The sequence below is a fragment of the Pseudofrankia inefficax genome (assembly GCF_000166135.1).
Taxonomy (GTDB): domain Bacteria; phylum Actinomycetota; class Actinomycetes; order Frankiales; family Frankiaceae; genus Pseudofrankia; species Pseudofrankia inefficax.
The window spans coordinates 6,519,895-6,543,207 of the sequence record NC_014666.1 but is presented as its reverse complement, the minus strand read 5'-3'; the positions used below and the strand labels follow the sequence as shown (position 1 = coordinate 6,543,207).

At 71.3% G+C, this 23,313-nt stretch carries 20 protein-coding genes; 11 read left to right on the top strand and 9 right to left on the bottom strand.

Translation table 11 applies throughout. From position 1 onward, the window contains the following. The first annotated feature begins 132 nt into the window (after positions 1-132). Positions 133-1,716, top strand: coding sequence for a flavin-containing monooxygenase (locus FRAEUI1C_RS26460; RefSeq protein WP_013426431.1), 1,584 nt, complete (start codon positions 133-135; stop codon positions 1,714-1,716). 55 nt (positions 1,717-1,771) lie between these two features. Here FRAEUI1C_RS26460 and FRAEUI1C_RS26455 read toward each other — a convergent pair whose 3' ends face one another. Continuing rightward, positions 1,772-2,164: a nuclear transport factor 2 family protein gene (locus FRAEUI1C_RS26455; protein WP_013426430.1), complete on the bottom strand. Its 393-nt coding sequence runs from the start codon at positions 2,162-2,164 to the stop codon at positions 1,772-1,774. Positions 2,165-2,253: 89 nt separating this feature from the next. Here FRAEUI1C_RS26455 and FRAEUI1C_RS26450 point away from each other — a divergent pair, with 89 nt between their 5' ends. The 4 genes from FRAEUI1C_RS26450 (at position 2,254) to FRAEUI1C_RS26435 (ending at position 7,303) form a co-directional block, all read left to right on the top strand. Then, a complete protein-coding gene (locus FRAEUI1C_RS26450) occupies positions 2,254-3,183 on the top strand; it encodes an SDR family NAD(P)-dependent oxidoreductase (RefSeq protein WP_013426429.1) in 930 nt (309 codons plus the stop codon). 177 nt (positions 3,184-3,360) lie between these two features. After that, complete coding sequence (locus tag FRAEUI1C_RS26445; protein WP_013426428.1) at positions 3,361-4,872, top strand: carboxylesterase/lipase family protein; 1,512 nt, start codon at positions 3,361-3,363, stop codon at positions 4,870-4,872. Between the two features lie 126 nt (positions 4,873-4,998). Next, entirely contained in the window at positions 4,999-5,835 is an 837-nt protein-coding gene (locus tag FRAEUI1C_RS26440; RefSeq protein WP_013426427.1) for a mycofactocin-coupled SDR family oxidoreductase, read from the top strand. Positions 5,836-6,085: 250 nt separating this feature from the next. Continuing rightward, complete coding sequence (locus FRAEUI1C_RS26435; RefSeq protein WP_013426426.1) at positions 6,086-7,303, top strand: CaiB/BaiF CoA transferase family protein; 1,218 nt, start codon at positions 6,086-6,088, stop codon at positions 7,301-7,303. A gap of 55 nt (positions 7,304-7,358) precedes the next feature. Here FRAEUI1C_RS26435 and FRAEUI1C_RS26430 read toward each other — a convergent pair whose 3' ends face one another. After that, the gene (locus tag FRAEUI1C_RS26430) at positions 7,359-8,765 is read right to left on the bottom strand and encodes an aldehyde dehydrogenase family protein (RefSeq protein ID WP_013426425.1); all 1,407 of its coding nucleotides are present in this window, start codon (positions 8,763-8,765) and stop codon (positions 7,359-7,361) included. A 322-nt stretch (positions 8,766-9,087) separates the two neighbouring features. Between FRAEUI1C_RS26430 and FRAEUI1C_RS26425 the strand changes: the two genes are divergently transcribed. Then, complete coding sequence (locus FRAEUI1C_RS26425) at positions 9,088-10,629, top strand: class I adenylate-forming enzyme family protein (RefSeq protein ID WP_013426424.1); 1,542 nt, start codon at positions 9,088-9,090, stop codon at positions 10,627-10,629. A 137-nt stretch (positions 10,630-10,766) separates the two neighbouring features. Here the strand turns inward: FRAEUI1C_RS26425 and FRAEUI1C_RS26420 are convergent, their stop codons facing one another. From FRAEUI1C_RS26420 to FRAEUI1C_RS26410, 3 genes are all read right to left on the bottom strand, one after another. Next, positions 10,767-11,459 carry a GntR family transcriptional regulator gene (locus FRAEUI1C_RS26420; RefSeq protein ID WP_013426423.1) on the bottom strand — a complete coding sequence of 231 codons (693 nt, stop codon included), beginning with the start codon at positions 11,457-11,459 and terminating at the stop codon, positions 10,767-10,769. A gap of 125 nt (positions 11,460-11,584) precedes the next feature. Beyond that, on the bottom strand, positions 11,585-12,619 hold the full coding sequence (locus FRAEUI1C_RS26415) for a phosphotransferase family protein (RefSeq protein ID WP_013426422.1): 1,035 nt from the start codon (positions 12,617-12,619) through the stop codon (positions 11,585-11,587). Further along, positions 12,616-13,920, bottom strand: a complete 1,305-nt coding sequence (locus tag FRAEUI1C_RS26410) for an acyl-CoA dehydrogenase family protein (RefSeq protein WP_013426421.1) — start codon at positions 13,918-13,920, stop codon at positions 12,616-12,618. The genes FRAEUI1C_RS26415 and FRAEUI1C_RS26410 overlap by 4 nt, the downstream gene beginning before the upstream one ends. A 142-nt stretch (positions 13,921-14,062) precedes the next feature. Here FRAEUI1C_RS26410 and FRAEUI1C_RS26405 point away from each other — a divergent pair, with 142 nt between their 5' ends. From FRAEUI1C_RS26405 to FRAEUI1C_RS26385, 5 genes are all read left to right on the top strand, one after another. After that, positions 14,063-15,766 (top strand): thiolase C-terminal domain-containing protein, encoded by a 1,704-nt coding sequence (locus FRAEUI1C_RS26405; RefSeq protein ID WP_013426420.1) that lies wholly within the window; start codon positions 14,063-14,065, stop codon positions 15,764-15,766. Next, positions 15,767-16,264, top strand: a complete 498-nt coding sequence (locus FRAEUI1C_RS26400; protein WP_013426419.1) for a VOC family protein — start codon at positions 15,767-15,769, stop codon at positions 16,262-16,264. Then, the gene (locus FRAEUI1C_RS26395) at positions 16,261-17,193 is read left to right on the top strand and encodes a zinc-dependent alcohol dehydrogenase (RefSeq protein WP_013426418.1); all 933 of its coding nucleotides are present in this window, start codon (positions 16,261-16,263) and stop codon (positions 17,191-17,193) included. The genes FRAEUI1C_RS26400 and FRAEUI1C_RS26395 overlap by 4 nt, the downstream gene beginning before the upstream one ends. A gap of 372 nt (positions 17,194-17,565) precedes the next feature. After that, the gene (locus FRAEUI1C_RS26390) at positions 17,566-18,390 is read left to right on the top strand and encodes a MerR family transcriptional regulator (RefSeq protein ID WP_013426417.1); all 825 of its coding nucleotides are present in this window, start codon (positions 17,566-17,568) and stop codon (positions 18,388-18,390) included. A gap of 58 nt (positions 18,391-18,448) precedes the next feature. Beyond that, a complete protein-coding gene (locus FRAEUI1C_RS26385) occupies positions 18,449-18,775 on the top strand; it encodes a VOC family protein (protein WP_013426416.1) in 327 nt (108 codons plus the stop codon). Between the two features lie 436 nt (positions 18,776-19,211). On the opposite strand, the gene FRAEUI1C_RS26380 is transcribed toward FRAEUI1C_RS26385, so the two are convergent. The 4 genes from FRAEUI1C_RS26380 to FRAEUI1C_RS26365 form a co-directional block, all read right to left on the bottom strand. Continuing rightward, positions 19,212-19,520, bottom strand: a complete 309-nt coding sequence (locus FRAEUI1C_RS26380) for a hypothetical protein (protein ID WP_013426415.1) — start codon at positions 19,518-19,520, stop codon at positions 19,212-19,214. 75 nt (positions 19,521-19,595) lie between these two features. Next, positions 19,596-20,786, bottom strand: a complete 1,191-nt coding sequence (locus tag FRAEUI1C_RS26375; protein ID WP_013426414.1) for a cytochrome P450 — start codon at positions 20,784-20,786, stop codon at positions 19,596-19,598. A gap of 76 nt (positions 20,787-20,862) precedes the next feature. After that, entirely contained in the window at positions 20,863-22,329 is a 1,467-nt protein-coding gene (locus tag FRAEUI1C_RS26370) for an aldehyde dehydrogenase family protein (RefSeq protein WP_013426413.1), read from the bottom strand. Beyond that, positions 22,326-23,297, bottom strand: a complete 972-nt coding sequence (locus FRAEUI1C_RS26365) for a sucrase ferredoxin (RefSeq protein ID WP_013426412.1) — start codon at positions 23,295-23,297, stop codon at positions 22,326-22,328. The genes FRAEUI1C_RS26370 and FRAEUI1C_RS26365 overlap by 4 nt, the downstream gene beginning before the upstream one ends. Between the last annotated feature and the right edge of the window lie 16 nt (positions 23,298-23,313).

The window sequence follows — 23,313 nt, the reverse complement described above, 5'->3', positions numbered from 1 at the left end:
GGACCTTGACTCCTTGACCCTCCTGGAGGGGTCGGATACGGTCAGCTCCTCTATGGACCGGTTGGTACAAAAGATCGGTGCGGGCACCACCATAGCCGGTGCGGGCACTACTGCGATGTGGCTGTAGGAGACATGGGACAAGCACGCGTCGACATCGTCATCGTGGGTGCGGGCATCCTCGGTATCAACCAGCTCTACCGTGCGCGCCAGGACGGGTACTCCGTGCAACTGCTGGAGCAGGGTGACGGGGCCGGCGGTACGTGGTACTGGAACCGTTACCCGGGGTGCCGTTTCGACTCGGAGAGCTACACCTACGGTTACCTCTTCTCCCCGGAGCTCTGGCGGGACTGGGAGTGGACCGAGGAGTTCGCCGGCCAGCCCGAGACCGAGCGCTACGTCAACCACGTGGTCGACCGGTTCGGCCTGCGCGAGTCGATCCGGTTCGGCAGCAAGGTCGTCGCCGCCGACTGGGACGAGGAGTCGCGGACCTGGACCACGCGGACCGAGGACGGGCACGTCGTCCAGTCCACCTACCTGGTCAGCGCGACGGGCGTGCTCTCGGTGCCGTTCTACCCGGACATCCCCGGCCGCGAGACGTTCACCGGCGAGCAGTACCACACCGGCCGCTGGCCGGCGGAGCCCGTGGAACTCGCCGGAAAGCGGGTCGCGGTCATCGGGACCGGCTCCAGCGGTGTGCAGGTCGCGCCGCTGATCGCCGACGAGGCGGCGTCGCTGACCGTGTACCAGCGCACCCCGTCGTGGTGCACCCCGCTGAACAACCACCCGATCTCGGCCGAGCAGCAGGCCGAGCTCAAGGGCAGCTACGAGAAGATTCGCGACGCCCTCGCGGTGGCGGTCGCCGGCTTCCTGCACGAGCCGTCGGGCCGCAAGACCTTCGAGGACTCGAAGGACGACCGCTGGGCGTTCTACGAGACCATCTGGAACAGCCCCGGGTTCGCCAAGATGTCCAGCAACTATGACGACATGGTGCTGGACCCGAAGGCGAACAAGGAGTGGTGCGACTTTCTCGAGGAGAAGATCCGCGGAATCGTCGCCGACCAGTCCGTCGCCGACCGGCTTGTTCCGGACCACGGTTACGGCGCCCTGCGGCCGCCGTTCGTCGCCGGCTTCTACGAGATGTTCAACAAGCCGAACGTCGAGCTGGTCTCGACCCGGCAGACGCCGTTCGTCCGGATCACGCCGACCGGCATCGAGACGACCGACGGGCTTCGGGAGTTCGACCTCGTCGTCTGGGCGACCGGCTTCGACTTCGGCACCGGGGCGATGCTGCGGATGGGTATCCGCGGCGTGGGCGGGCTGTCGCTGAACGAGTACTGGTCCGACGGCCCGCGCACCTTCCTCGGCGTCATGTGCCACCAGTTCCCGAACTTCTTCTTCCCGGGCGGCCCGCACGGGGCGGCGGGCAACAACCCGCGCTACGGCGGCGACCAGGTCGACTTCGTCGCCGACCTGCTGAACCACGCCCGCGAGCGTGGTGAGACCCGCGTCGAGGTCCCGCTGGAGGTCGAGGAACGGTGGGCCGACACGATGGCGAAGGCCCTGCCGTACTCCAGCTTCGTCGAGCACGGCCAGTACTACGGCGAGAACGTGCCGGGCAAGCCGCGCCGGTTCCTGCTGAACCCGGCCGGCCGCCCGGTGCTGCTGCGGGTAATGACGAAGACCGCCGAGGGCGACTACGCGGGCTTCCTTGCCTGACCCGAACGTCGACCGGGCCGGGGCCGCCAGTCGGTGGCCCCGGCTCTCGGTCAGGTCAGAGAAAGACCAGCTCGCGGCTCTCGAACAGCCACGCCTCGCCGTCCTGGCGCAGGTGGTCGGTGTAGCGGCCGACGAGCCGGACCGACCAGCCCTTCTCGCCCTTGACGAGGAAGAGCAGGTCGCTGGTCACCTTGGCCGACTTGCCGTCGAAGTCGCTGATCAGGATGTTGGTGACGACGTGCCGCTGGACCCGGTCCGAGGTCAGGGCGGAGTATGTCGCCCGGATGCCCTCGTGGCCCCGGGCCGGTTCCGCGCCAGGGAAGGACGCCCAGCCGTCGGGCAGGAACGTGGCGACGATGTCCTCGGTGCGGGCGTCGTCCACCGCCTGCGCATAGGCCGCGATGGTGTCCCGGATCCGCGCCGCGGCGTCGCCGTAGTCGGAGCTCATCTTGCCGTCTCCCGTTGGTCGTTTGACTGACCGGTCGGTCCAACAGAGACTAGCCCAGCCCCACAGCCGAGAGGAACGGTAACCAGCCGATGAGCAGGTTCACCTTCGACGGTCGCGTCGTGGCCGTGACGGGCGCCGGGCGCGGCATCGGCCGTGCGTACGCGGTGCTGTTCGCCCAGCTCGGGGCCAAGGTCGTCGTCAACGACCTCGGCGGCTCGCCGACCGGAGAGGGCGCCAACACGGCGCCGGCGACAAAGGTCGTCGACCGGATCCGCGCGGCCGGCGGCGCCGCGGTCGCGAACTTCAGCGACGTCTCGACGGCCGAGGGCGGCCAGTCGGTCATCGACGCCGCGCTGGCCGAGTTCGGGCGCATCGACGTCGTCGTGAACAACGCCGGGAACATGGTGTGGGCTGGCCTGCCCGACGCCGACCTGGCGAACCTCGAATCTCACCTGAACGTGCACGTGAAGGGCTCGTTCAACACCGCGCGCGCCGCGTGGCCGCACATGCTGGAGCAGGACTACGGCCGCATCGTGCTGACGACGTCCATCGGCATGTTCGGGCTGGAGGACAACCTCGGCTACGCGACGGCGAAGGCGTCCATGTTCGGCATGGCCAGGAGCATGACCGCGTCGGCCGCCGGCAGGAACATCAAGGTGAACTGCATCGGCCCGAACGCGTTGACGCGGCTGGCCGGAAAGCCCGGTGGCGAGGCGGCGAGCGCCGACTTCCGCCCGATCCCGGAGCTGGATCCCGCCGCCGTGGCGCCGATGGTCGCCTACCTCGGGCATGAGAGCTGCGACGTCAGCGGCGAGGTCTACCTGGCCGGCGGCGGCCGGTTCTCCCGGCTCTTCGTCGGCGTCACCGAGGGCTTTCTCAGCCCTGAGCCCGCCCAGGTCGGCGTCGAGGACATCGCCGCGAACTGGGCGGCCATCAACGACGAGAAGGGCTACTACGTGCCCGCCGACCCGGTGGACTGGTCGGCCCACTTCATGGCCCACCTCTTCCCGGCGGAGTGACCGGGGCGGCCGGCTTTCCGGGTCCTTGACCCGTCCTGTCTGGATAATTCGGCACCACGCGCAGAGACTCGGCCCAGAGACGGTGAGTTCGCGGGGCCAGGCGTCGGGTGGCTCCGCCCGCGGCCGCCGACTGCGCAGCGTGGGTGCCCGCCCGCGCCGGACCGCGGAGGTGGCTGTATGCCGAGCGAGGCGCCTACCGTCCTGACCACCCACGGCACCGTACGGGGCACGGCCGTCGGCGGTGTGCACGCCTTCAAGGGCATTCCGTACGCGGCGCCGATCGCGGGGCCCGCCCGGTTCGAGGCGCCGGGGGAGCCCGAGCGCTGGGACGGGACGCGGGACGCTACCCGGTTCAGCCCGGGCGTCCCGCAGCCGGCGTTCGTCGGCGCGCCGACGCCGCTGTGGGCGCCCGGTGACGGCGACGACTGCCTGAGCGTGAACGTCTGGACCCCCGATCCGGGGGCGGGCGGCCTGCCGGTCCTGGTCTGGCTCTACGGCGGCGCGTTCATCATCGGTTCCAGCAGCCAGCCCGACTACGACGGCGCGGTACTGGCCGCCGGTGGCGCGGTCGTGGTGACCCTGAACTACCGGGTCGGCCTGGAGGGCTTCGGCGCGCTGCCCGGCCGGCCCGCCAACCGCTGGCTGCGCGACCAGCTCGCGGCGCTGCGCTGGGTCCAGGACAACATCGCGGCGTTCGGCGGTGATCCGGGCAATGTGACGGTGTTCGGCCAGTCGGCCGGGGCCACGTCCGTCGTGACCCTGGTCGCCGCCGAGGCCGGCCGCGGGCTGTTCCGCCGGGCGATCGGGCAGAGTGTCGCCGGCACCGTGAAGACCGAGGCTGAGGCCCTCGCGGTCACCGGCCGGATCGCCGCGGCGCTCGGGGTGCCCGCCACGGCCGAGGGGTTCGCCGCCGTCCCGGCCGAGGCGATCCACGCCGTGCAGGGCCGGCCGGGCGAGATCACCCCGTACGGGCCGGTGCTGGACGGCGAGCTGGTCCTCGGGCTGCCCTGGCATCACCTGCGCGCCGAGGTCGACCTGGTCGTCGGCTTCACCCGGGACGAGTTCCGGCTCTTCGCCATGCTGGAGGGGCTCACCACGGCCGACCCCGCGGCGACCGCGGCCGGCCTCGGACTGCCGCCGTCGGCGCTGGCCGAGTACCGCGCCGCCCACCCCGGCATCTCCGACCTCGACCTGCACAACCTGGTGCTGAGCGACCGGATCTTCCGGATGCCGTCGCTGTGGTGCGCGCGGCACCACCCCGGCCGGGCCTTCTGCTACGAGTTCACCTGGCCCTCTCCGGCGTTCGGCGGCGCGCTCGGCGCCTGCCACGGCATCGAGGTCGGCCTGACGTTCGGGAACCTGGACGGCGGGATGACCGACCTGCTGCTCGGCAGCCCGACGCCGGCCGAGGCCGTCGTGCTGTCGAAGGAGATCCGCAGGGCCTGGCTCGCGTTCGCCACCGACGGTGACCCCGGCTGGCCCGAGTTCGGCTCCGCCGAAGGTGGCGTGGTCGGCTCCGCCGAAGGTGGCGTGGCCGGCTCCGCCGAAGGTGGCGTGGCCGGCTCCGCCGAGGGTGGCGTGGTCGGCTCCGGGGAGGGCGGCCTCGTCCGCCGCTGGGACGTCCCGATCGACGTCGTCGCCGACCCCGAGGCCGTCTCCCGCCGGATCTGGGAGCCGTTCCTCGGCTGAGGCCGCTCGATCCCTTGAGAGCCGGTCCGCGTGGTGCTAGACACCGAGCAGACGTGCTTGGCAGTCGCTCAGCATGATCTTGTGGGGCCGTGGCGGCGGCCCGCGCGACAGAACAGCGAGGGAACGATGGCGGGAAGAGTCGAGGGCAAGGTCGCTTTCATCACCGGCGCCGCGCGCGGCCAGGGGCGTGCCCACGCCGTCCGGTTGGCCCAGGAAGGCGCCGACATCATCGCGATCGACGTCTGCCAGCAGCTCCCGCGGGTGGCGTTCGCGATGTCGACGCCGGAGGACCTGGCCGAGACGGTCCGGCTCGTGGAGAAGACCGGCCGGCGCATCCACGCCGTGCAGGCGGACGTGCGCGACTACGACGCGATGAAGGCCGTGGTGGACGACGGGGTGGCCCAGTTCGGGCGGCTCGACATCGTCATCGCGAACGCGGGCATCGGTCCCAACGGCTCGCTGATGCACAAGATGGACCACCAGACCTGGCAGGACACGATCGACATCAACATGACCGGTGTCTTCCTGTCCACGAAGGTCGCGATCCCGCACATCATCGCCGGCAGGCGGGGCGGCTCGATCGTGCTGACCAGCTCCGTCGGCGGGCTGTCGGCCAACCAGTTCGTCGGCCACTACGTCACGGCCAAGCACGGCGTGGTCGGCATCATGCGGACCCTGGCGCTGGAGCTCGGCCGGCACAGCATCCGGGTCAACTCGCTGCATCCCACCCAGGTCAGCACGCCGATGGTGCTGCACGACCTCACCTACAAGATGTTCTGCCCCGAGCTGGAGAACCCGACCGTCGACGACTTCGCGGCGCGGTCGCAGGCCCTGCACGTGCTGCCCACGCCGTGGGTGGACGCCGAGGACATCGCCAACGCGGCGCTGTTCCTGTGCTCCGACGAGGCCCGGTTCATCACCGGCGTGACCCTGCCGGTCGACGCCGGCACGCTGATCAAGTAATCCGCGGCCGGACACCAGCCGCGGGGTGCCGACCGGCCGAGCGGCCCGGCCGGCACCCCGCGGGTGTTCCACGACTCCCGGCCCAGCTCGGCCCCGGGACGATTTGGGCAACTGTTCGACATTGCGCTGAGCATCCGTCTAGCGTTGCCGGGGCGGCCGCTTCAGGTGATCTACCTGCGCCGTTGCGCGGGCTCGGGCGCCTGGTGGCTCATTTCTGGCCCGTAGCGGCCTACAGCAAGGGAGATGGTCGATGACGGCGATCATGCACGGTGTTCGGATTCTTGAGGTCGCCGAGCACACCTTCGTCCCGGCGGCGTCCGCGCTGCTGGCGGACTGGGGCGCCGAGGTCATCAAGATCGAGCACGTCGAGCGCGGCGACGCGATGCGGGGCCTCGCGTCCAGCGGCGTGGTGGATCTTCCCTCCGACGTCCACGTGCTCCTGGAGCACTCGAACCGCGGAAAGCGCAGCCTCGGCCTGGACCTGACCAGCGAGGCGGGCCTCGACGTCCTGCACCGGCTGATCGCCACGTCGGACGTCTTCCTCACCAACAAGCTGCCCCGGGTCCGGAACAAGCTCAAGATCGACCTGGACTCGGTGCGCGCGCACAACCCGCGGATCATCTACACCAGCGGCACCGGTCAGGGCGAGGAAGGCCCCGACGCCGACCGTGGCTCGTACGACTCGCTGGCCTTCTGGGCCCGGTCCGGCACGGCCGTCGGGCTCAGCCGGCCCGAGTACGGCCAGGTGGTCTCGCCGCCCGGGCCGGGGTTCGGCGACTCGATCGGCGCGATGACGATCGCCGGCGGGATCATGGGGGCGCTGTTCCACCGGGAGCGGACCGGCGAGACGACCGAGGTCGACGTCTCGCTGCTGGGCACCGGGATGTGGGCGATGGGCCAGGCGTTCGCGCTGTCGCTCCTGATGAACGTGCCCTGGCAGCCGCCGCCCGCGGAGATGATGCGGACGAACCCGCTGGTCGCCAACTACCAGACCGCGGACGGGCGCTGGGTCGCGCTGTGCTGCCTGCAGGCGGGCAAGTACTGGCCGGCGCTGTGCGCGGCCGTCGGCCGGCCCGAGCTGGCGACCGACCCCCGGTTCGACAGCCACCAGACGCTGATGGCGAACGGCCTGGAGGCCGGGGACGTCCTGCGCTCGGTGTTCTCCGCTCGCCCGCTGGCCGAGTGGCGCGAGCTGCTCGCGGACTTCGACGGCCAGTGGACCGTCGTCCAGGACACCCTGGAGGCGGCGGCCGACCCGCAGTCGGTCGCCAACGGCTACATCCAGGACACCCAGACCGCGGCCGGCAAGCCGTTCCAGATGGTCGCAGCACCGGTGCGGTTCGGCGGGAAGGCGGCGCCCGCTGGCCACGCCCCCGAGTTCAACGAGCACGGCGACGAGATCCTCGCCGAGCTCGGCTTCGACTGGGACGCCATCGTGGAACTGAAGGTCAACGGCGTCGTCGCCTAGACGGACGGCAGGGTGGCCCGGCTCCCGCGCGGAGCCGGGCCACTCGCCTCAGCCCTCAGCCCTTGGCGCGGTACTGGACCTGGATCTCGGTGAAGCCGGCCAGGCCCCAGGGGCCGTTCTCCACGCCGAGGCCGCTCCACTTGAACCCGCCGAACGGCTGGTGCGGGCCGAGGGCGACGTGGGCGTTGACCCAGGCCGTCCCGCAGTCGAGGCGCTCGGCGACGGCACCCGCCCGGTCGGGGTCGGCGGACCAGACCGAGCCGGACAGGCCGAACATCGTGGCGTTGGCGCGGGCGACGACCTCGTCGACGTCCCGGTAGGGGATGACGGGCAGCGCGGGGCCGAACTGCTCCTCGTCCACGATCCGGGTGCCCTCGGCGGCGCCGGTCAGCACGGTCGGCTGGTAGAAGAAGCCGGGCCCGTCGAGGGGCGCGCCCCCGGTGGCGGCCTTCGCGCCCCCCGCGAGCGCCTCGGCGACCAGGTCGCGGACCCGCTCGAACTGAGGCCGGTTCTGCACCGGCCCGAGTTCCGTCTCCGGGTCCATGCCGTCGCCGACCTTCGCCGCGGCGGCCCGCGCGGCCAGCGCCTCGACGACGGCGTCGTGCAGCGACTCCGGCACGTAGACGCGCTTGATGGCCGAGCAGATCTGCCCACTGTTGTCGAAGGCGCCGGCGAACAGCTTCCCGGCGATCGCTTCGGGGTCGACGTCGTCGAGCAGGATCGCCGGGTCGTTGCCGCCGAGCTCCAGCGTGACGCGCTTGAGGTCCGGAGCGGCGGAGGTCGCGATGTGCTTCCCGGTCGCGACCGAGCCGGTGAAGCTGATCTTGCGGGGGACCGGGTGGGCGGTCATCCACCGGCCCAGCTCGTCGCCGCCGGAGACGACGTTCAGGACGCCGGGCGGGAGCACCTCGCTGAGGATCTCGGCCATCAGCAGCGTGCTGCGCGGGGTGAACGGCGACGGCTTGAGCACCATCGTGTTGCCGGCGAGCAGCGCGGGGGCGATCTTCCAGGTCGCGAGCATGACCGGGAAGTTCCACGGGGTGATCGCGGCGACGACGCCGATCGGGCGGCGCACCACCTCGGCGCGGGCACGGGCGTCGTCCTGGATGACCTCGCGGGGCAGCTCCAGGTTGGCGAAGTACTTCAGCCAGTAGCTGGAGCCGGCCGCCTCCATGTACGCCGACTTCAGCGGCTTGCCCTGCTCGGCCGTCAGGACCGGGGCGATGCGGTCACCCGCGGCCCGCATGGCCGCCGAGGCGGCCTTCAGCGCCGCGCGGCGGGCGTCCTCGTCCTGGCGCCAGCTCACGAAGGCCTTCGACGCGGCGGCGAATGCCTCGTCGAGCTGCTCGCGCGAACAGTCCGGCGCCTCGGCGTGGACCGCGCCCGTCGCGGGGTTGACGACACCGAAGGTAGACGGCGCCGCTCGGCGCTCACCGTCGATGATCATCGAAACGTCGGTCATGGGGATCCTCCGCGTCTGCGTCGGCGTGCCGGCCACGGATCGCCGGCACTGAACGTCTGATTAGCGCGTGGCCGGCCCGAGGGTCAAGGGGTTCGACGGACGCGCGCTCGGAACCGGTGCGGCGGCTGGGTTTCCTCGGCGGATCGTCCTGGCCGTCGCGAGGCCTGCCCACGCCCACCTCGGCGACACGTCGATCCAGCTGGCGGACAGCGTCCGGGCGGCCGTCACCGGGCGTCGCCCGCCGGTCCGAAATCAGTGCCCGACATTCCCGCCGGCCATCATTCCGTGGAATGTCCGTGCGCCCCGGCCGTAGGATCTGTTCATGACGGGAATTATCGCGCCGGTCGGTCACCTCACCTGGCCGGAGCGTATCGACGAGCTCGCCGCCGCCGATCCGGAAATCGTTGCCCTGAGGACCACGGCTTTAGGTGGTGAAACCCTTACCTGGGGCGAGCTCTCCCGGCGCAGTACTCTCGCCGCCGCACACCTGAACGAGCTCGGTATTCGCCCGGGAGACATCGTCTGCGTCGAGCTGCCCAATGGCGCCGCGCACGTTCTGTGCACGCTCGGCGCGTGGCGGCTGGGTGCCACGGTGCTGCCGCTGCGCCCGGACCTGCCGGCACCGGAACGCCAGCGCTTGGTCGCCCTCGCCCGTCCCGCCCTCGTCCTCGTGGGCCGCGAGCCCGGCGCCGACCAGGAGATTTCCGCCGCGCGGCTGCTGAGCGACGGCGAGGGACCGGCCGCTGCGCTCCCACCCGCCGTGGCGAACCCGGCGCCTGTCGTGGCGAACCCGGCCTGGCTCATCGCGTCGGGCGGCTCGACCGGGGCGCCGAAGCTGATCGCCTCCTCGGCGTCGACGGTGGTGCCCACCGGCGCGCGTTCGGTCGGCGCCGCGCTTTTCCATGAGAACGCCGGCGCGCGCCATCCCGTCAATCTGGTCTGCTCACCGCTTTATCACACCCAGGGCTTCGCCATGTTGCACCACACCCTGGTCGATGGTTACCGGAACGTTCTGGTCTCCCGTTTCGACGCGGAAGTGGTGCTGGATCTCATCGAGTCCGAGCGGGTCATGATGGCGGCCTTCGTGCCGACCATGTTGATCCGGTTGTTACGCAGCCCGAGCATCCGCGACCGGGACCTGTCCAGCCTCAGCCGGGTCATCCAGGGCGCCGGCGCCTGCCCCGAGTGGGTGGTCCGAGAATGGATCGACCTGGTCGGCCCGGAGCGCTTCATCATGGGCTACGGATCCTCCGAAGGAGTCTGCAGCGCCCAGATCCGCGGCGACGAGTGGCTGCGCCACCCGGGCAGCGTCGGGCGCCCGGTGGGAACCGAGATCCTCGTCGTCGGCGAGGACGGCGCGCCCCTGCCGGCCGGCGAGGTCGGCGAGCTCTACTTCCGTCCGGTCCAGGGGACCCGCGAGGTCCGGTACGTCGGCGCCGCCGCGCCGCGCACCCTGCCCGGTGGCTACCAGTCGATCGGGGACCTCGGCCGGGTCGACGAGGACGGCTACCTCTACATCGCCGACCGCCGGACCGACCTGGTCAAGACCGGCGGCGCCAACGTCTACGTCTCCGAGGTCGAGGCGGCGCTGCTGCGCCACCCCGACGTCGAGGACGCCGTCGTGATCGGCCTGCGCGACCCCGAGTGGGGCCGCCGGGTCCACGCGATCGTCCAGCCCCGGCCCGAGGCTGAGCGCGACGGCCTCACCGACGCCCTGCGCGCACACTGCCGCGGCCACCTCGCGCCCTACAAGGTGCCCAGAACCTTCGAGCTCGTAGACGACGTCGGCCGCGCCGAGTCCGGCAAGATCAACCGCCGCACCCTCGCCGAGCTGAGAGAAGCCCCCGAGGCCGCGGCGTCGTAGCCCGGCCACCTAGCCGCGGTCCGGCTTCGCAGGCTGGCCCTTGATCGCCGTTTGGGCCCTCGGGTGGTCGTGATTGGGGCGTTATCGCAACCACACGAGGGCGTAAACCGCGATCACCAGCGCCAAGGTGCTACCGCTCAGGCGGCGTCGGGCCAGTAGCCGCGGGAGCGGAGGTGGTCGACGGACAGGGTGGCGCAGCGGCGGACGTGCTCCTCGCTGATCCGGGCCGCGGCCAGTACGTCGCCCGCATCGATGGCGCCGAGCATCTGCTGCCGGTAGGTGGCCTCGTGCGGGGCCCAGCCGGGCGCGTCGAAGTAGAAGCTGCCCTGCAGGGCGCCGCCGAGGAACCGCAGAATCGTGTCGAGGCGCGGTGACCGGCCCGCGTTCGCGATCAGGTGGAAGAACCGGCGGTCGAGGTCCCGTACCCGGACCACGTCGGTGGTCGCGGCGATCTCCTGGTCCAGCCGGCGCAGCTCGTCGATCTGGGCCGGGGTCAGCCGCTTGACCGCCCGTTTCGCCGTCATCGCCGACACGAGCGCCACCACCTCGTAGTGGTCCTCGATGTCCTCGACGGTCACCGCGGCGACGAACGCGCCGCGGCGCGGTATCGCGTCGACGAAGCCCTTCTGCGCCAGCTCGATGAGGGCCTCGCGGACCGGGGCCCGGCTGATCCCGAGCGTGTCCGCGACCTGGTCCTGGTCGATCTTGCTGTGCGGCGGCAGCGCACCGGAGACGATCGCGTCGCGGAGGAAGCTCGCGGCCTCGTCCTTGAGGTTGCCGTAGGGGCGTCGACCCGAGGCAAGCCTCGGGTCGACGTCATGGGTGCTCACGGCTGGCTCGCCGCCCGGTCAGCCGGCGTCGCCGCCGCGCCGGGCCGAAGCGGCCCGAACACGGCGGTGAGCCCGGTCGGGGCCGTTGCCACCGATGTCCTCATCTCCGTCACGACAGATCTCGGTCACGACACCGCGGGGTAGTCGCTCGACTCGGCAATGTCGGCCGCCTCCCGCATGTACGTGACCACGTAGCCGCCGAAGTCCTCGAGCTTGGGATCGCCGTTCGCCCGCTGGTAGCCCTGCTCGAGGACGATCGCGAGTTTCCATTTTGCCAGTACGAGGTAGTAGTCGAAGTCGTCGACCTGCCGCCCCGAGCGCTCCGCGTAGAAGTCCAGCAGCTTGGCGCGGCCCGGCATGCCGACCAGGAACTCGTTGTCCGACGGGCCGTCCGGGTCTTCCGGCCAGCTGTGCAGCGCCCAGGCGACGTCCAGCTTCGGGTCGCCGACCGTGCCCATCTCCCAGTCGAGGATGGCCGCGAGCCGGCCGGGCGCGCCGTGGCGGAACATCACGTTGGGGAACTGGTAGTCGCCGTGCATGACGCCCGGCACGAAATCGAGCGGCCGGTGTACGGCCAGCCAGGCCGTCGCCTCGTCCAACCCGGGGATCTCCCTGGCCCGGATGCGCTGGTAGAAGCGGGTCCAGCGCTCGACCTGCCGGTCGTGGTAGCCGTCCGGCCGGCCCAGGTCACCGAGGCCGCGGGCCCGCCAGTCGACGGCGCCCATCCGGACGATGCCTTCGATCAGCTCGTACGCCAGCTGGTCGCGGGCGGCGCGGTCGGTGTCGAACGGCTCCGGCCACCAGCCTGGCGTGTTCATGACCGACCAGCCGTCGACGACGTCCATCAGGTAGAACGGTCGCCCGAGCACGGTCGGGTCCGGGCAGGCGGCGATGGCGTCGGCGACCGGCACGTCGGTCCCGGTCAGTGCCTCGATGAGCCGCCACTCCCGCAGGATGCCGGCGTCGCGCTCGGCCGGGGCGGCCACGGGTGGCCGGCGCAGCGCGGCCGCGAAGTCGCCCCGGCGGATCTCGAAGATCTCGTTCTGCCGCCCGCCGGACAGCAGCCGCGCCTCGACCGGCAGGCCGCTCCCCGGCAGGTCGAGCGTGTCCAGCCAGGCCCCCAGCGCGGCGACGTCGATGCTCGGCGTCTCGGTCGTCATGCGTTCACCTCGTCGGCGTCGAGGAACTCGGCCCACTTCTTGCGGGCCGCCTCCTGCCGCAGCGGCAGCCACGCGGTCGGCCACATGCCCTCGGCCGGCTTGCCCTGGGCGAGGACCGCGCGGGCGACCGTGAGGCGGTGGACCTCGCTCGGGCCGTCGGCGAGGCCGAGGATCATCGAGCCGGAGAACCACTCGTTCAGCGGCAGGTCGCTCGTCGTCCCCAGCGCGCCGTGCACCTGCAGCGCCCGCTGGGTGATGTTGTGCATGACCTGCGGGGTCAGCACCTTCACCGCGGCGATGTCGTGGCGGACGGCCTGGTAGTCCTTCATCCTGTCGATGCGCCAGGCGACGTAGAGCACGAAGAGGCGGAACTGCATCAGCTCGGCGTAGGAGTCGGCGACGTAGTTCTGGACGGACTGCTTCTTGGCGAGCAGGCTGCCCCGGGTCTCGCGGCTCAGTGCCCGCTCGACCATCATGTCCAGCGCCCGGCGGGCCTGGCTGACCGTGCGCATCGCGTGGTGGATGCGGCCGCCGCCGAGCCGGGTCTGGCTGATCGCGAACGCCTGGCCCTCGCCGCCGAGGATGTTCTCGGCCGGCACGCGCACGTCGGTGAAGCGCACGAGGCCGTGGGTGCCCTCGCCGACCGGCTCGTGGCCGAACAGCGCCATGTTGCGCTCGATCTCGATGCCCGGCGTCTCCTTCGGCACGATGAACATCGACGCGCCGCGGTGGATGTCGACGTCCGGGTTCGTGACGGCCATGACGATGTAGAACGCGGCCCACTTGGCGTGCGACGCGAAGAACTTCAGGCCGTTGATCACCCACTCGTCGCCGTCCAGGACGGCCTGGGTGGTGAAGACCCGGGGGTCGGAACCGCCCTGTGGCTCGGTCATCGCGAAGCACGAGACGATGTCGCCGTCCAGCAGCGGCTTCAGGTAGAGGCGCTTCTGCTCCTCGGTGCCGTAGTGGGCGAGGATCTCGGCGTTGCCGGTGTCGGGCGCCGCCGTACCGAAGATGACCGGCCCCCAGGCGGCCCGCCCGATGATCTCGTTCAGCAGGGCCAGCTTCACCTGGCCGTAGCCCGGGCCGCCGAGCTCGGGGCCCAGGTGGCAGGCCCACAGCCCCTGGTCGCGCACCTGCTGCTTGAGCGGGCCGACGATCCTTCCGATGGTCGGGTCGATCGGGCGCTCGAACACCCGGTGCCGCCAGAGCGCGTCCAGCGGCTCGACCTCTTCCCGGACGAACCTCTCGGCCCAGTCGAGCTTCTCCTGGAACTCAGGCTCGGTCTCGAACTCCCACACGTAGCGCCTCCGTGGTCGGCCACTGTCGCACGTCACAAGATCCGCGATCGCGGCATCCGCGCTGGTCAGGTCTCCGCCAGCCGGATCCGGACTCGCCGGATCTAAAGTAGCAAGTCTCAAGTCGAAAATATATTATTTGGCCATGACGTCCGACGCGGGCCCTCCACCCCGCCCCCTGCCGGCGCTCGACGATCTCAACGGCTTCTTCTGGACGGCCGGCCGAGACGGTGTCCTGCGGATCCAGCGCTGCGGGGACTGCGCGTCGCTGGTGCACCCGCCACAGCCGGTCTGCTGCTACTGCCACTCGGAGCGCCTCGACCCGGCCGAGGTCAGCGGGCTCGGCACGGTCGTGGGAACGACCGTCAACCACCAGCCGTGGGAGCCCGCCTTCCCGCCGCCGTTCGTCGTCGCGTGGGTCGCCCTTGACGACGACCCGCGGGTGCGGCTGGTGACGAACCTGGTCGACGTCGCGCTCGACGAGGCCGCGGTCGGGATGCGGGTGCGGGTCCGGTTCGAGCCGGCGGAGGACGTCTGGCTACCCGTGTTCGCACCGGTCCGAGACACCGCCGGCACAGTGGTCGGGGATCTGCCCGACGACCCGATCTCCCCGGCCGAGCATGCCGGCCGGATCCGGCCGATGGCGCGGACCGACAAGTTCGAGGACCGGGTGGCGATCACCGGGATCGGGATGTCCCCGGTCGGGCGCCGGCTCATGCTGCCGCCGATCACGTTGGCCGTCGCCGCGGCCAAGGACGCGGTGGCGGACGCCGGTCTCGAGCTGTCCGACATCGACGGGCTGTCCACCTTCCCCGGCGGCGAGCTGATCGGCGGCTTCACCGAGGGTGGCGTGACCGCGGTCGCGGACGCCCTCGGCATCCGGCCGACCTGGTACAACGGCGGCTCGGAGACCTTCGGCCCTGGCGGCGCCGTCGTCGCCGCGATGCTCGCCGTCGCCAGCGGGCTGGCCCGCCACGTCCTGTGCTTCCGGACGGTCTGGCAGGCGACGTACGCCGCTCGGGCGCGGGCGGCGAACCCCGGCGGTGGCAGCCCCTACGGCATCGGCCGGGTCGGGCGGGTCGAAGGCGCGCAGGGCTACGTCGCGCCGTACGGGGTCGGCTCGGTCGCGATCAACCTGGCGATGATCGCCTCGAACTACTTCCACCGCTACGGCGCGACGCGCGAGGCGCTCGGCTGGATCGCGATCAACCAGCGCGCGAACGCGGCACTCAACCCGCACGCGGTCTACCGCGAGCCACTGACGATGGACGACTACCTCGGCGCCCGGATGATCACGACCCCGTTCGGGCTCTACGACTGTGACGTGCCGATGGACGCGAGCCTCGCCTGCGTCGTCTCCGCGGTCGAGACGACGCCCGACCTGGCGAACCCCCCGGTTCTGGTCGAGGCGGTCGGCACCCAGACGACCGAGCGGTTCCTCTGGCACCAGAGCACGATGAGCCACGAACCGCAGACGCTCGGGCCCTCGGCCCATCTGTGGTCACGCACCTCGCTGCGGCCGGCCGACGTCCAGGTGGCCGAGCTGTACGACGGGTTCAGCTTCAACTGCCTGTCCTGGCTGGAAGCGCTGGGGTTCTGTGGCATCGGCGAGGCGGCCGACTTCGTCGCCGGCGGCCACAACATCGCCCGCGAGGGCGGGGTCGTCGCGCTGAACACGCACGGAGGCCAGCTCTCGGCCGGCCGCACCCACGGCATGGGAATGATCCACGAGGCCGTGGTCCAGCTGCGCGGTGAGGCCGGAGCCCGCCAGGTCGACGGCTGCTCGGCCGTCGCCGTCAGCACCGGTGGGCTCGCCCCCGCCGGCGCGATCCTGCTGCGGAGGTCCTAGATGGATCAGCCCTGCCCGTTGCCCCTGCACGCGGCGGACCTCTACCACGCCTGCGTCGTGGTCGAGGACCTGCGCGCCTCGATGGAGCAGCTCACCTGGCTGGCCGGCTACCGGTGGAGGCCGGTGGTCGAGCACCTGACCGGCGTCTGGACCCCGGCAGGCGAGTCGGCGGTGCCGCTGCGGATGGTCTACTCGCTGGACGAGCCGCTCCTGGAACTGATCGAACAGGTCCCCGGCACGACCTGGGTGCCGGCGCCAGGCGGCGGGATCCACCACATCGGCTACTTCGTGGACGACCTCGTCGCGTCGTCCCGGGCGCTGGCCGAGGCCGGCCTGCCGCTGGAGATGTGCGGCAGGGGCCCGACCCGGCCGAGCGGGTTCGCGTACCACACGACCGGCACCGGGTTGCGGATCGAAGTGGTCAACCGTTCGGTGCTGCGCGACATGCAGGTGCTTCTCGCCGCGACGCCGGCCGACGTCCAGGAGGCGGGCGCATGAAGGCGGTCCGCAACGCGCCGCCAGGTGTCGAGGTTGTCGAGGTCGAGGAGCCGACCGGCGACGGTGAGCTGGTCAAGGTGGCCGCGGTCAGCATCTGCGCCTCGGACTTCCTCTACCTGCGCTACGGGAGCCGGCAGATCGCCGGCCACGAGATCGCCGGAGTCCTCGGTGACGGCACCCCCGTCGCCGTCGAGGCGATCACCGGCTGCGGGCACTGCGAGCACTGCGAAGACGGCAACTACCAGTTCTGCGCGAACCTGCTGGAGACCGCGCTCGGGATGACCGCGCCCGGCGGGATGTGCGAGTACTTCCGCGCTCCACGCCGCGCGTTGCTGACGCTGCCCGCCGGGCTCGCGGTCCGGAACGCCTGCCTGGTCGAGCCCGGGTCGGTCGCCTGGCACGCCTGCCGGCTCGGCGGGGTCGGGCCCGGCAGCCGGGTCGCGGTCGTCGGGGCCGGCGCGATCGGCATCCTCGCCGCCGCCGCGGCCCAGGCCCTGGGCGCCGTCGAGGTGGCCGTCGAGGCTCGCCATCCGCACCAGCACGCGGCCCGCGAACGCCTCGGCGCGGGCGAGCCCCGTGGTCTCTATGACGTGGTCATCGAGACCGGCGGCAGCGAGGCCGCCCTGCACCGGGCGATCGAGCTCGCTCGGCAGCGGGGAACCGTGGTCTACGTCGGGATCTTCGAGGACACCGCGCTGCCGCACTCGAAGCTGGCGCTGAAGGAGGTCGCGCTGCGGCCCTCGCTCGGGTACAGCGGCAGCCCCGACGGCCGGCGCGAGTTCGCCGAGGTCGCCGACCTCCTGGTCGCCCGCCCCGAGCTGCCCGAACTGCTGATCACGGGCCGCTACCCGATCGACGACGCCCCCGCCGCCTTCGAGGCCGCCCGAGACAGATCCAAGGGCACTTTCCGCGTCGTCGTAGAGCCCTGACCAGGCGCGGTCTCCCCCCGCCCTCCGGCCATGTCGCCGGCAGTCGGCAAGATCGTCGGCCAGACCGCCGCGCCGGCCAGCCCGGATTCGCCCCCGGCCTGTCCGGCGCGGCTTGGCCAAGGCTGGTAGCCGCTGGCGCCCGAGCCCTGAGCTGGCGACCGCCCGTTGGTGCCTTGATCGTTACTTTGGCCCTCTGGTGGTTGTCGTCTGGGTCCGTCTATGACCACCGGAGGGCCAAATCGGCGATCACAGGCACCGACGGGCCACGACCGGTTCGGCGCTCAGCCGGCTGAGGCCACGAAGGGCGGCGGTGGGCCGGAGCGCGATGACCCGGCTTGACCCTCCGGTTACCGGAGGGGTGAGGCTGGGGCCATGTTCGAGCCAGCCCACGTCGTGCCGATCGGTGAGTTCTCGCGGCTCACCTATCTGAGCGTGAAGACGCTGCACCACTACCACGAGGTCGGCCTGCTGGAGCCGGCGTCGATCGACCCGTCGACCGGTTACCGCCGCTACTCGCTGGACCAGGTGGGACGAGCGCACCTGATCCGGCGCCTGCGCGACCTCGACATGCCGGTGGCCGACGTCCGTGCCGTCCTGCTCGCCCCGGATGTGGCGTCGCGCGACGCCACGCTGCGGGCGCATCTCGAACGGATGGAGGCCGAGCTCGCCCGAACACGGGCCGTCGTCGCCTCGTTGCGCGAGCTGCTCTCGCCCGCGTCGCCGCTCGCGGTGACCTTCGTGGAGGTGCCGGCACAGCCGGTCTTCGCGCTGCGCGCGGTCGTCGACGCGGCCGGCGCGGGCCGGTGGTACGACGACGCCCGGCTTCGCCTCGACGCCGCGCTCGGCCAGGCCGGCGTGCGCGCGGCCGGTCCGCATGGAGCGACCTGGGCGCGGGAGTACTTCGAGGACGAGCGCGGCGAGATCGTCGCCTTCGTGCCGGTGCGGGCTGGGGCCCGCTCGGGTGCACCGGACGGGGTGGCGAGCACCGAGCTTCCCGGCGGGCGGTTCGCCGTCGCGGAACACCTCGGTGGGTTCGACGACTTCGACCGGACGTACGGCGCCCTCGGCAGCCACGTCGTCCGCCACGCGGTCGGGCTCTCGGACCCGATCCGCGAGTTCTACCGCGTCGGACCGGCCGAGACCCCCGATCCGGCGTCCTACCGCACCGACGTCTACTGGCCCGTCCAGGCCGCCTGACCCGACCGTCCAGGCCGCCTGGCTTGGACGCGCCTTGCTCGAACGAAGGGAATCTCCGATGTCAATCGCCCTTGCCAGCGTCGTCGTCGACTGCGCCGACGCGCTCGCGCTCGCCCGCTTCTGGTCCGAGCTGCTCGGCGCGCCGATCGACGACGGCGCCAGCGCCGACTGGGCCACGGTCGCGGCGACGCCCCCGATCGGCTTCGCCCGCGTCCCCGACCGGACGCCCGGCAAGAACGCGCTGCACCTCGACCTGGCCGCGGCCAGCCCTTCGGCCGAGGTCGACCGGGCGATCGGCCTCGGCGCGAAGCGGGTGGCCGACCACTCGGTCTGGACAACCCTCGCCGACCCCGAGGGCAACCTGTTCGACATCGTCGGCGCCTGACAGGCCCCAGCGTGGATACGCCACCGGGCGTATCCACGCCGGATTCCCTACCCAGACGCGGATCTTGGCCCGGCGTCGAGCCCCCGGCCAGTCATGATCGCTAGTTGCGCAGGGAGGAAAGGTGCAAATCGGGGCACGGAACGCCCGTTTCCCTGCGCAGTTCGCGATCATGGCGTTCGGGGGTGGAGTAGGGCGCGTGTGATCGCCAGATGGGTAGGGAAACGGGCGTTGACGCGTGATCCACGAGAGGGATCCGCTACGAGGCCGCAGACCCCGAGGGCAACCTGTTCGACATCGTCGGGCCTGACGCTGTCGCGCCGTTCCGGCGCGGGGCTTGATCGCCGTCTCGGCCCTCGGGTGGCTGCGATTGCGGCCTTCTCACGACCAGTTGAGGGCGGAGGCGGCGATCAAGCCGCCGGCGAGGGCCGCGCCGGGGTCAGTCGCTGGCGGGGAGGGGGCGGGCTTCCTTGAGGACCAACTGCTCGGCGCCGATGGCCAGGGAGGTCGTGCCGGCCTTGGTCACCAGGATCTCCAGACCGGTGTCGGCGAGGGTGTAGCGCTTGCCCTGCAGCGTCCCGCCGGTGGCGCTGGCCAGGGCGGTCAGGCCGGGGCTCGGTTCGGCCTTGATGTCGACCACCGGGTGGCCGCCGCAGGTCAGCTCGACATCCCCGGGAATCGGGCGCACGACGACGAGCTCGGTGGCGTCTACCTGGCTACGGAGCCGGGCGCCGCTCTTGATCTGCAACGTTGTCTCTCCTTGTCGGGGACGCCGGCCGGCCAGGCTCGAACGGGCCTGGCCGGCCGGGGCGGTCCAGCCTGGTCAGAGCACCACGGGCAGCTTGTGGTAGCCGCGGATCGTGGCCGTGTGGATGAGCTCGGCACCGGACAGGTCGAGGTCCCACTTCGGGAAGCGGTCCAGGATCTCCTCCAGCGCGATCCGGCCCTCGATGCGGGCCAGCGCGGCGCCGAAGCAGTAGTGGACGCCCTTGCCGAACGTCATGTGGGCGTCCATCTTCCGGCGGATGTCGAACGTGTCCGGGTCCGGGAAGGCGGCCGGGTCGCGGTTGGCCGCGCCGGTCAGCAAGGTGACGATCTTCCCGGCCTCCACGGTCTGGCCGTGCAGCTCGACGGGCCTGGTCGTCACCCGCACCTGGATCGGCGACGGCACCTCGTAGCGGAGCGTCTCCTCGACCGTGTTGTGGATCAGGGACTTGTCCGCCACCACCAGAGCACGCTGGTCGGGGTTGTCGGCGAGGGTCTTGCCGAGCCAGCCGATCAGCCTGGCCGTGGTCTCGACGCCGGCGGCGTAGAGCATGCCGACGTAGTTGAGGATCTCCGCGTCGGACAGGCCACGCTGCTCACCGGTGAGGACGTCCTTGAACCGGGCCTCGATCAGCGTGGTCAGGAAGTCGTCGGCGGGATTGGCCTTCTTGAACTCCAGGAAGGGCGCGTACGGCTCGCCGATGCTGGGCAGCCGCTGCTCCTCCTGCGGCTTCTCCTCCTTGAGCCGGGCGGATTCCTCCACCTGGTCGCGCAGGGTCAGCAGGTACTCGTCGGGAATGCCGACCAGGGCGCCGATGACCCGCATCGGAAGCTGGCTGGCGAAGTCCTGCATCAGGTCGAACCGGCCGCTGCCGACCAGCGGGTCGAGGTACTCGGCGCACAGTTCGCGGATGCGGTTCTCCAGCACGAGCACCCGCTTCGGGGTGACCGCCCGGCTCAGGATCAGCCGGTGCATGTCGTGCTCGGGCGGGTCCTCGGCGATGAAGAGGCCGGGCGGGGTCGGAATCCCCGCCTTGACCATCTCCATGAGGATGCCCTTGGACGACGTGTACGTCTGCCAGTCGACCGAGATCGCCTCGACGTCGGCGTAGCGCGAGACCGCGTAGAAGTCGTAGCGCTCGTTGTAGTAAAGCGGCGCCTCTTCGCGCATGCGCTTCCAGACCGGGTACGGGTTCTCGTCGATCGCGAAGTCGTACGGGTCGTAGTAGATCTCCGTGGCGGCGCTCACGTGGAGTTCCTCTCAACAGGTACACGTGCGGATAACACTGCTGCTCCCGGGGCGCCGGGACCTGTGGTGCTGACGGTCATGCCGGCTCGCACAGCGCCTTGACCTGGAGGTACTCCTCGAAGCCGATCTGGCCCATCTCGCGCCCGATGCCGCTCTGCTTGTAACCGCCGAAGGGGACGTCCGAGCCGTAGTAGATGCCGCCGTCGACGATCATCGTGCCGGCGCGGACCTTGCGGGCCACCCGCTTGGACTTCTCGTGGTCGCCGGAGAAGACGGCGCCGGAAAGCCCGAAGATGGTGTTGTTCGCGATCCGGACCGCGTCGTCCTCGTCCTCGAACGCCTGGATGACGAGAACCGGGCCGAAGACCTCGTTCTGGACGATCTCCGCGTCCTCCGGCAGGTCGGCGAACAGCGTCGGCTCGAAGTAGTAGCCGGTCTCCAGCTGCGGTGGGCGCCGTCCGCCGAGAATCGGCGTGCCGCCGGCGGCGACCGCCCGGTCGACCATGGCCTCGACCCTGTCCCGGTGCCGGGCGCTGTTCAGCGGGCCCATCACGTTGTTCGGGTCGAGCGGGTCGCCGTACGGCATCGCCGAGAGCATCGCGGTGGCGATCTGCACGCCCTGCTCGAAGATGGACCGCGGCAGCAGCAGGCGCGACAGCGTGGCGCAGCCCTGGCCGCCGTGCAGGCAGACCATGAAGGTCGACATGCCGATCCCCTGCTGCAGGTTGGCGTCCTCGAAGACGATGTTCGGGGACTTGCCGCCCAGCTCCAGGAAGCACTTCTTCACGGTCTGGGCGCCGAGTTCCATGATGCGACGGCCGACGGCGGTCGAGCCGGTGAAGCTGATCAGGTCGACCCGCGGGTCGGTGATCAGCTCCTCGCCCCGATCGTTGGCCGAGCTGGTGATGACGTTGAAGACGCCGGCCGGGATGTCCGTGTACTCGGCGACGAGCTTGCCCAGGGCGCTGACGCACCACGGAGTGGTCGGCGGGCCCTTGAGGATCACCGTGTTCCCGGCGGCCAGCGCCGGCGCCACCTTCGCCAGGGCGACCTGGAGCGGCTGGTTCCACGGGACGATCGCGCCGACGACCCCATAGGGCTCCCGCTCGGTCCAGCGGTGCGCGCCGAAGCCCTCGATGCTGCCGAGGCCCAGGTCCTGGCTGAACTCGTACTTCTCCAGCAGGTCGGTCACCCAGCCGACGTTCTCGACCGGCATGTCGAACGTCGAGCCGACCATCTTGGTGGGCAGGCCCACCTCGGCGGTCATCATCGCCTTGAACGGCTCCGCGTGCTTCGACAGCGCCTCGTGCAGCTGACGCAGACAGCGGATCCGCAGGGCGACGTCCGTGCTCCAGCTGGTCTCGTCGAAGGCCCTGCGGGCCGCGGCGATGGCCGCGTCGATGTCGCCTGTCGAGGCATCCGCCGCGACGCCGATCGACTGTTCGGTCGCCGGGTTGATGTTCTCGTAGGTGGCGCCACCCTCCGCATCGACGAGCTGACCGTCGATGAGCAGCTTGGCGACGTTCAGTCCCGCGAAAGTCATGTGGTTCCTCCGTCAGGTGATGGCAGGTGCTGGTCGCGAGTGATCGCCGAGACCGCCCATTCGGACTGGGTCTTGGTCGCGGATGAGGGCGGGCTCTGGCAGTCGGGCATCGAGACGGCACGGCCCTTGCCGACCTGAGCGGACCAGGTGACCGTCTCGCCGTCATACACGCAGGTCAGGTCCGCGCGCGAGCCGTCGAACGTGCTGGTCCTGGGCGAGTCCAACAGGCTCCAGCCCACCTGGCGCGCGACCTCGCCCTCCAGTGCCTGCGCCTGCGGGCCGTCGACGCCCGAGCAGCCGCGGTAGTAGCCGGCGACGGCGTCGAAGTCGCCCTTGCGGCGCAGCACGGTCTCGACGAGCTCGACGTCGCCGTAGGCCCAGGACGTGCCCTCCGGCAGCAGCAGGAAGGTCGCGGCGAACCGGTGGCCACCCAGGTGGCTCGTCCGCCAGATCGTCACGCCGTCCGGCGCGGCGACGGCGCCGAGCCGGGCCGTGAGCCCGGCGCCCAGCCGGCCGCAGCAGCTGTCCCGGGTGCCGTGGCCGCAGACCAGGACGTCGATCGCCGGCGCTTCGAGACGCGACGGCCCCGGCTCGGCGGCGGCCGCGAGCAGGTCGGCGACGGCCTCGGGCAGCGACACGCCGACCGGGCGCTCGAACCGGCGGTAGCCGGCGAACCACCGCTGGCCGGGCGGGCGCGCGTGCAGGATCACCCGACGCTCGGCGGGCGCCGCCGCCGGGTCCGATGGGACGACGGCCTGCAGCCGGTAGCCGGTCGAGGCCAGCAGCGGCGCGAGCGCGGCGGCCTCGGGGGCCTCGGCGACATCGCGGGGCCAGGGCAGCGGGAGCTCGACGAGCAGGTAGCCGGGGTAGGTCCCAGCGGTCCCGGCCGGGGACAGCGAGGTGACCCGGGACCAGTCGCTGCAACGAATTCTCGCGTCAAGGTCGACTTCGGCGGCCTCAGCGCTCACCGTGTTCTCCATGGCG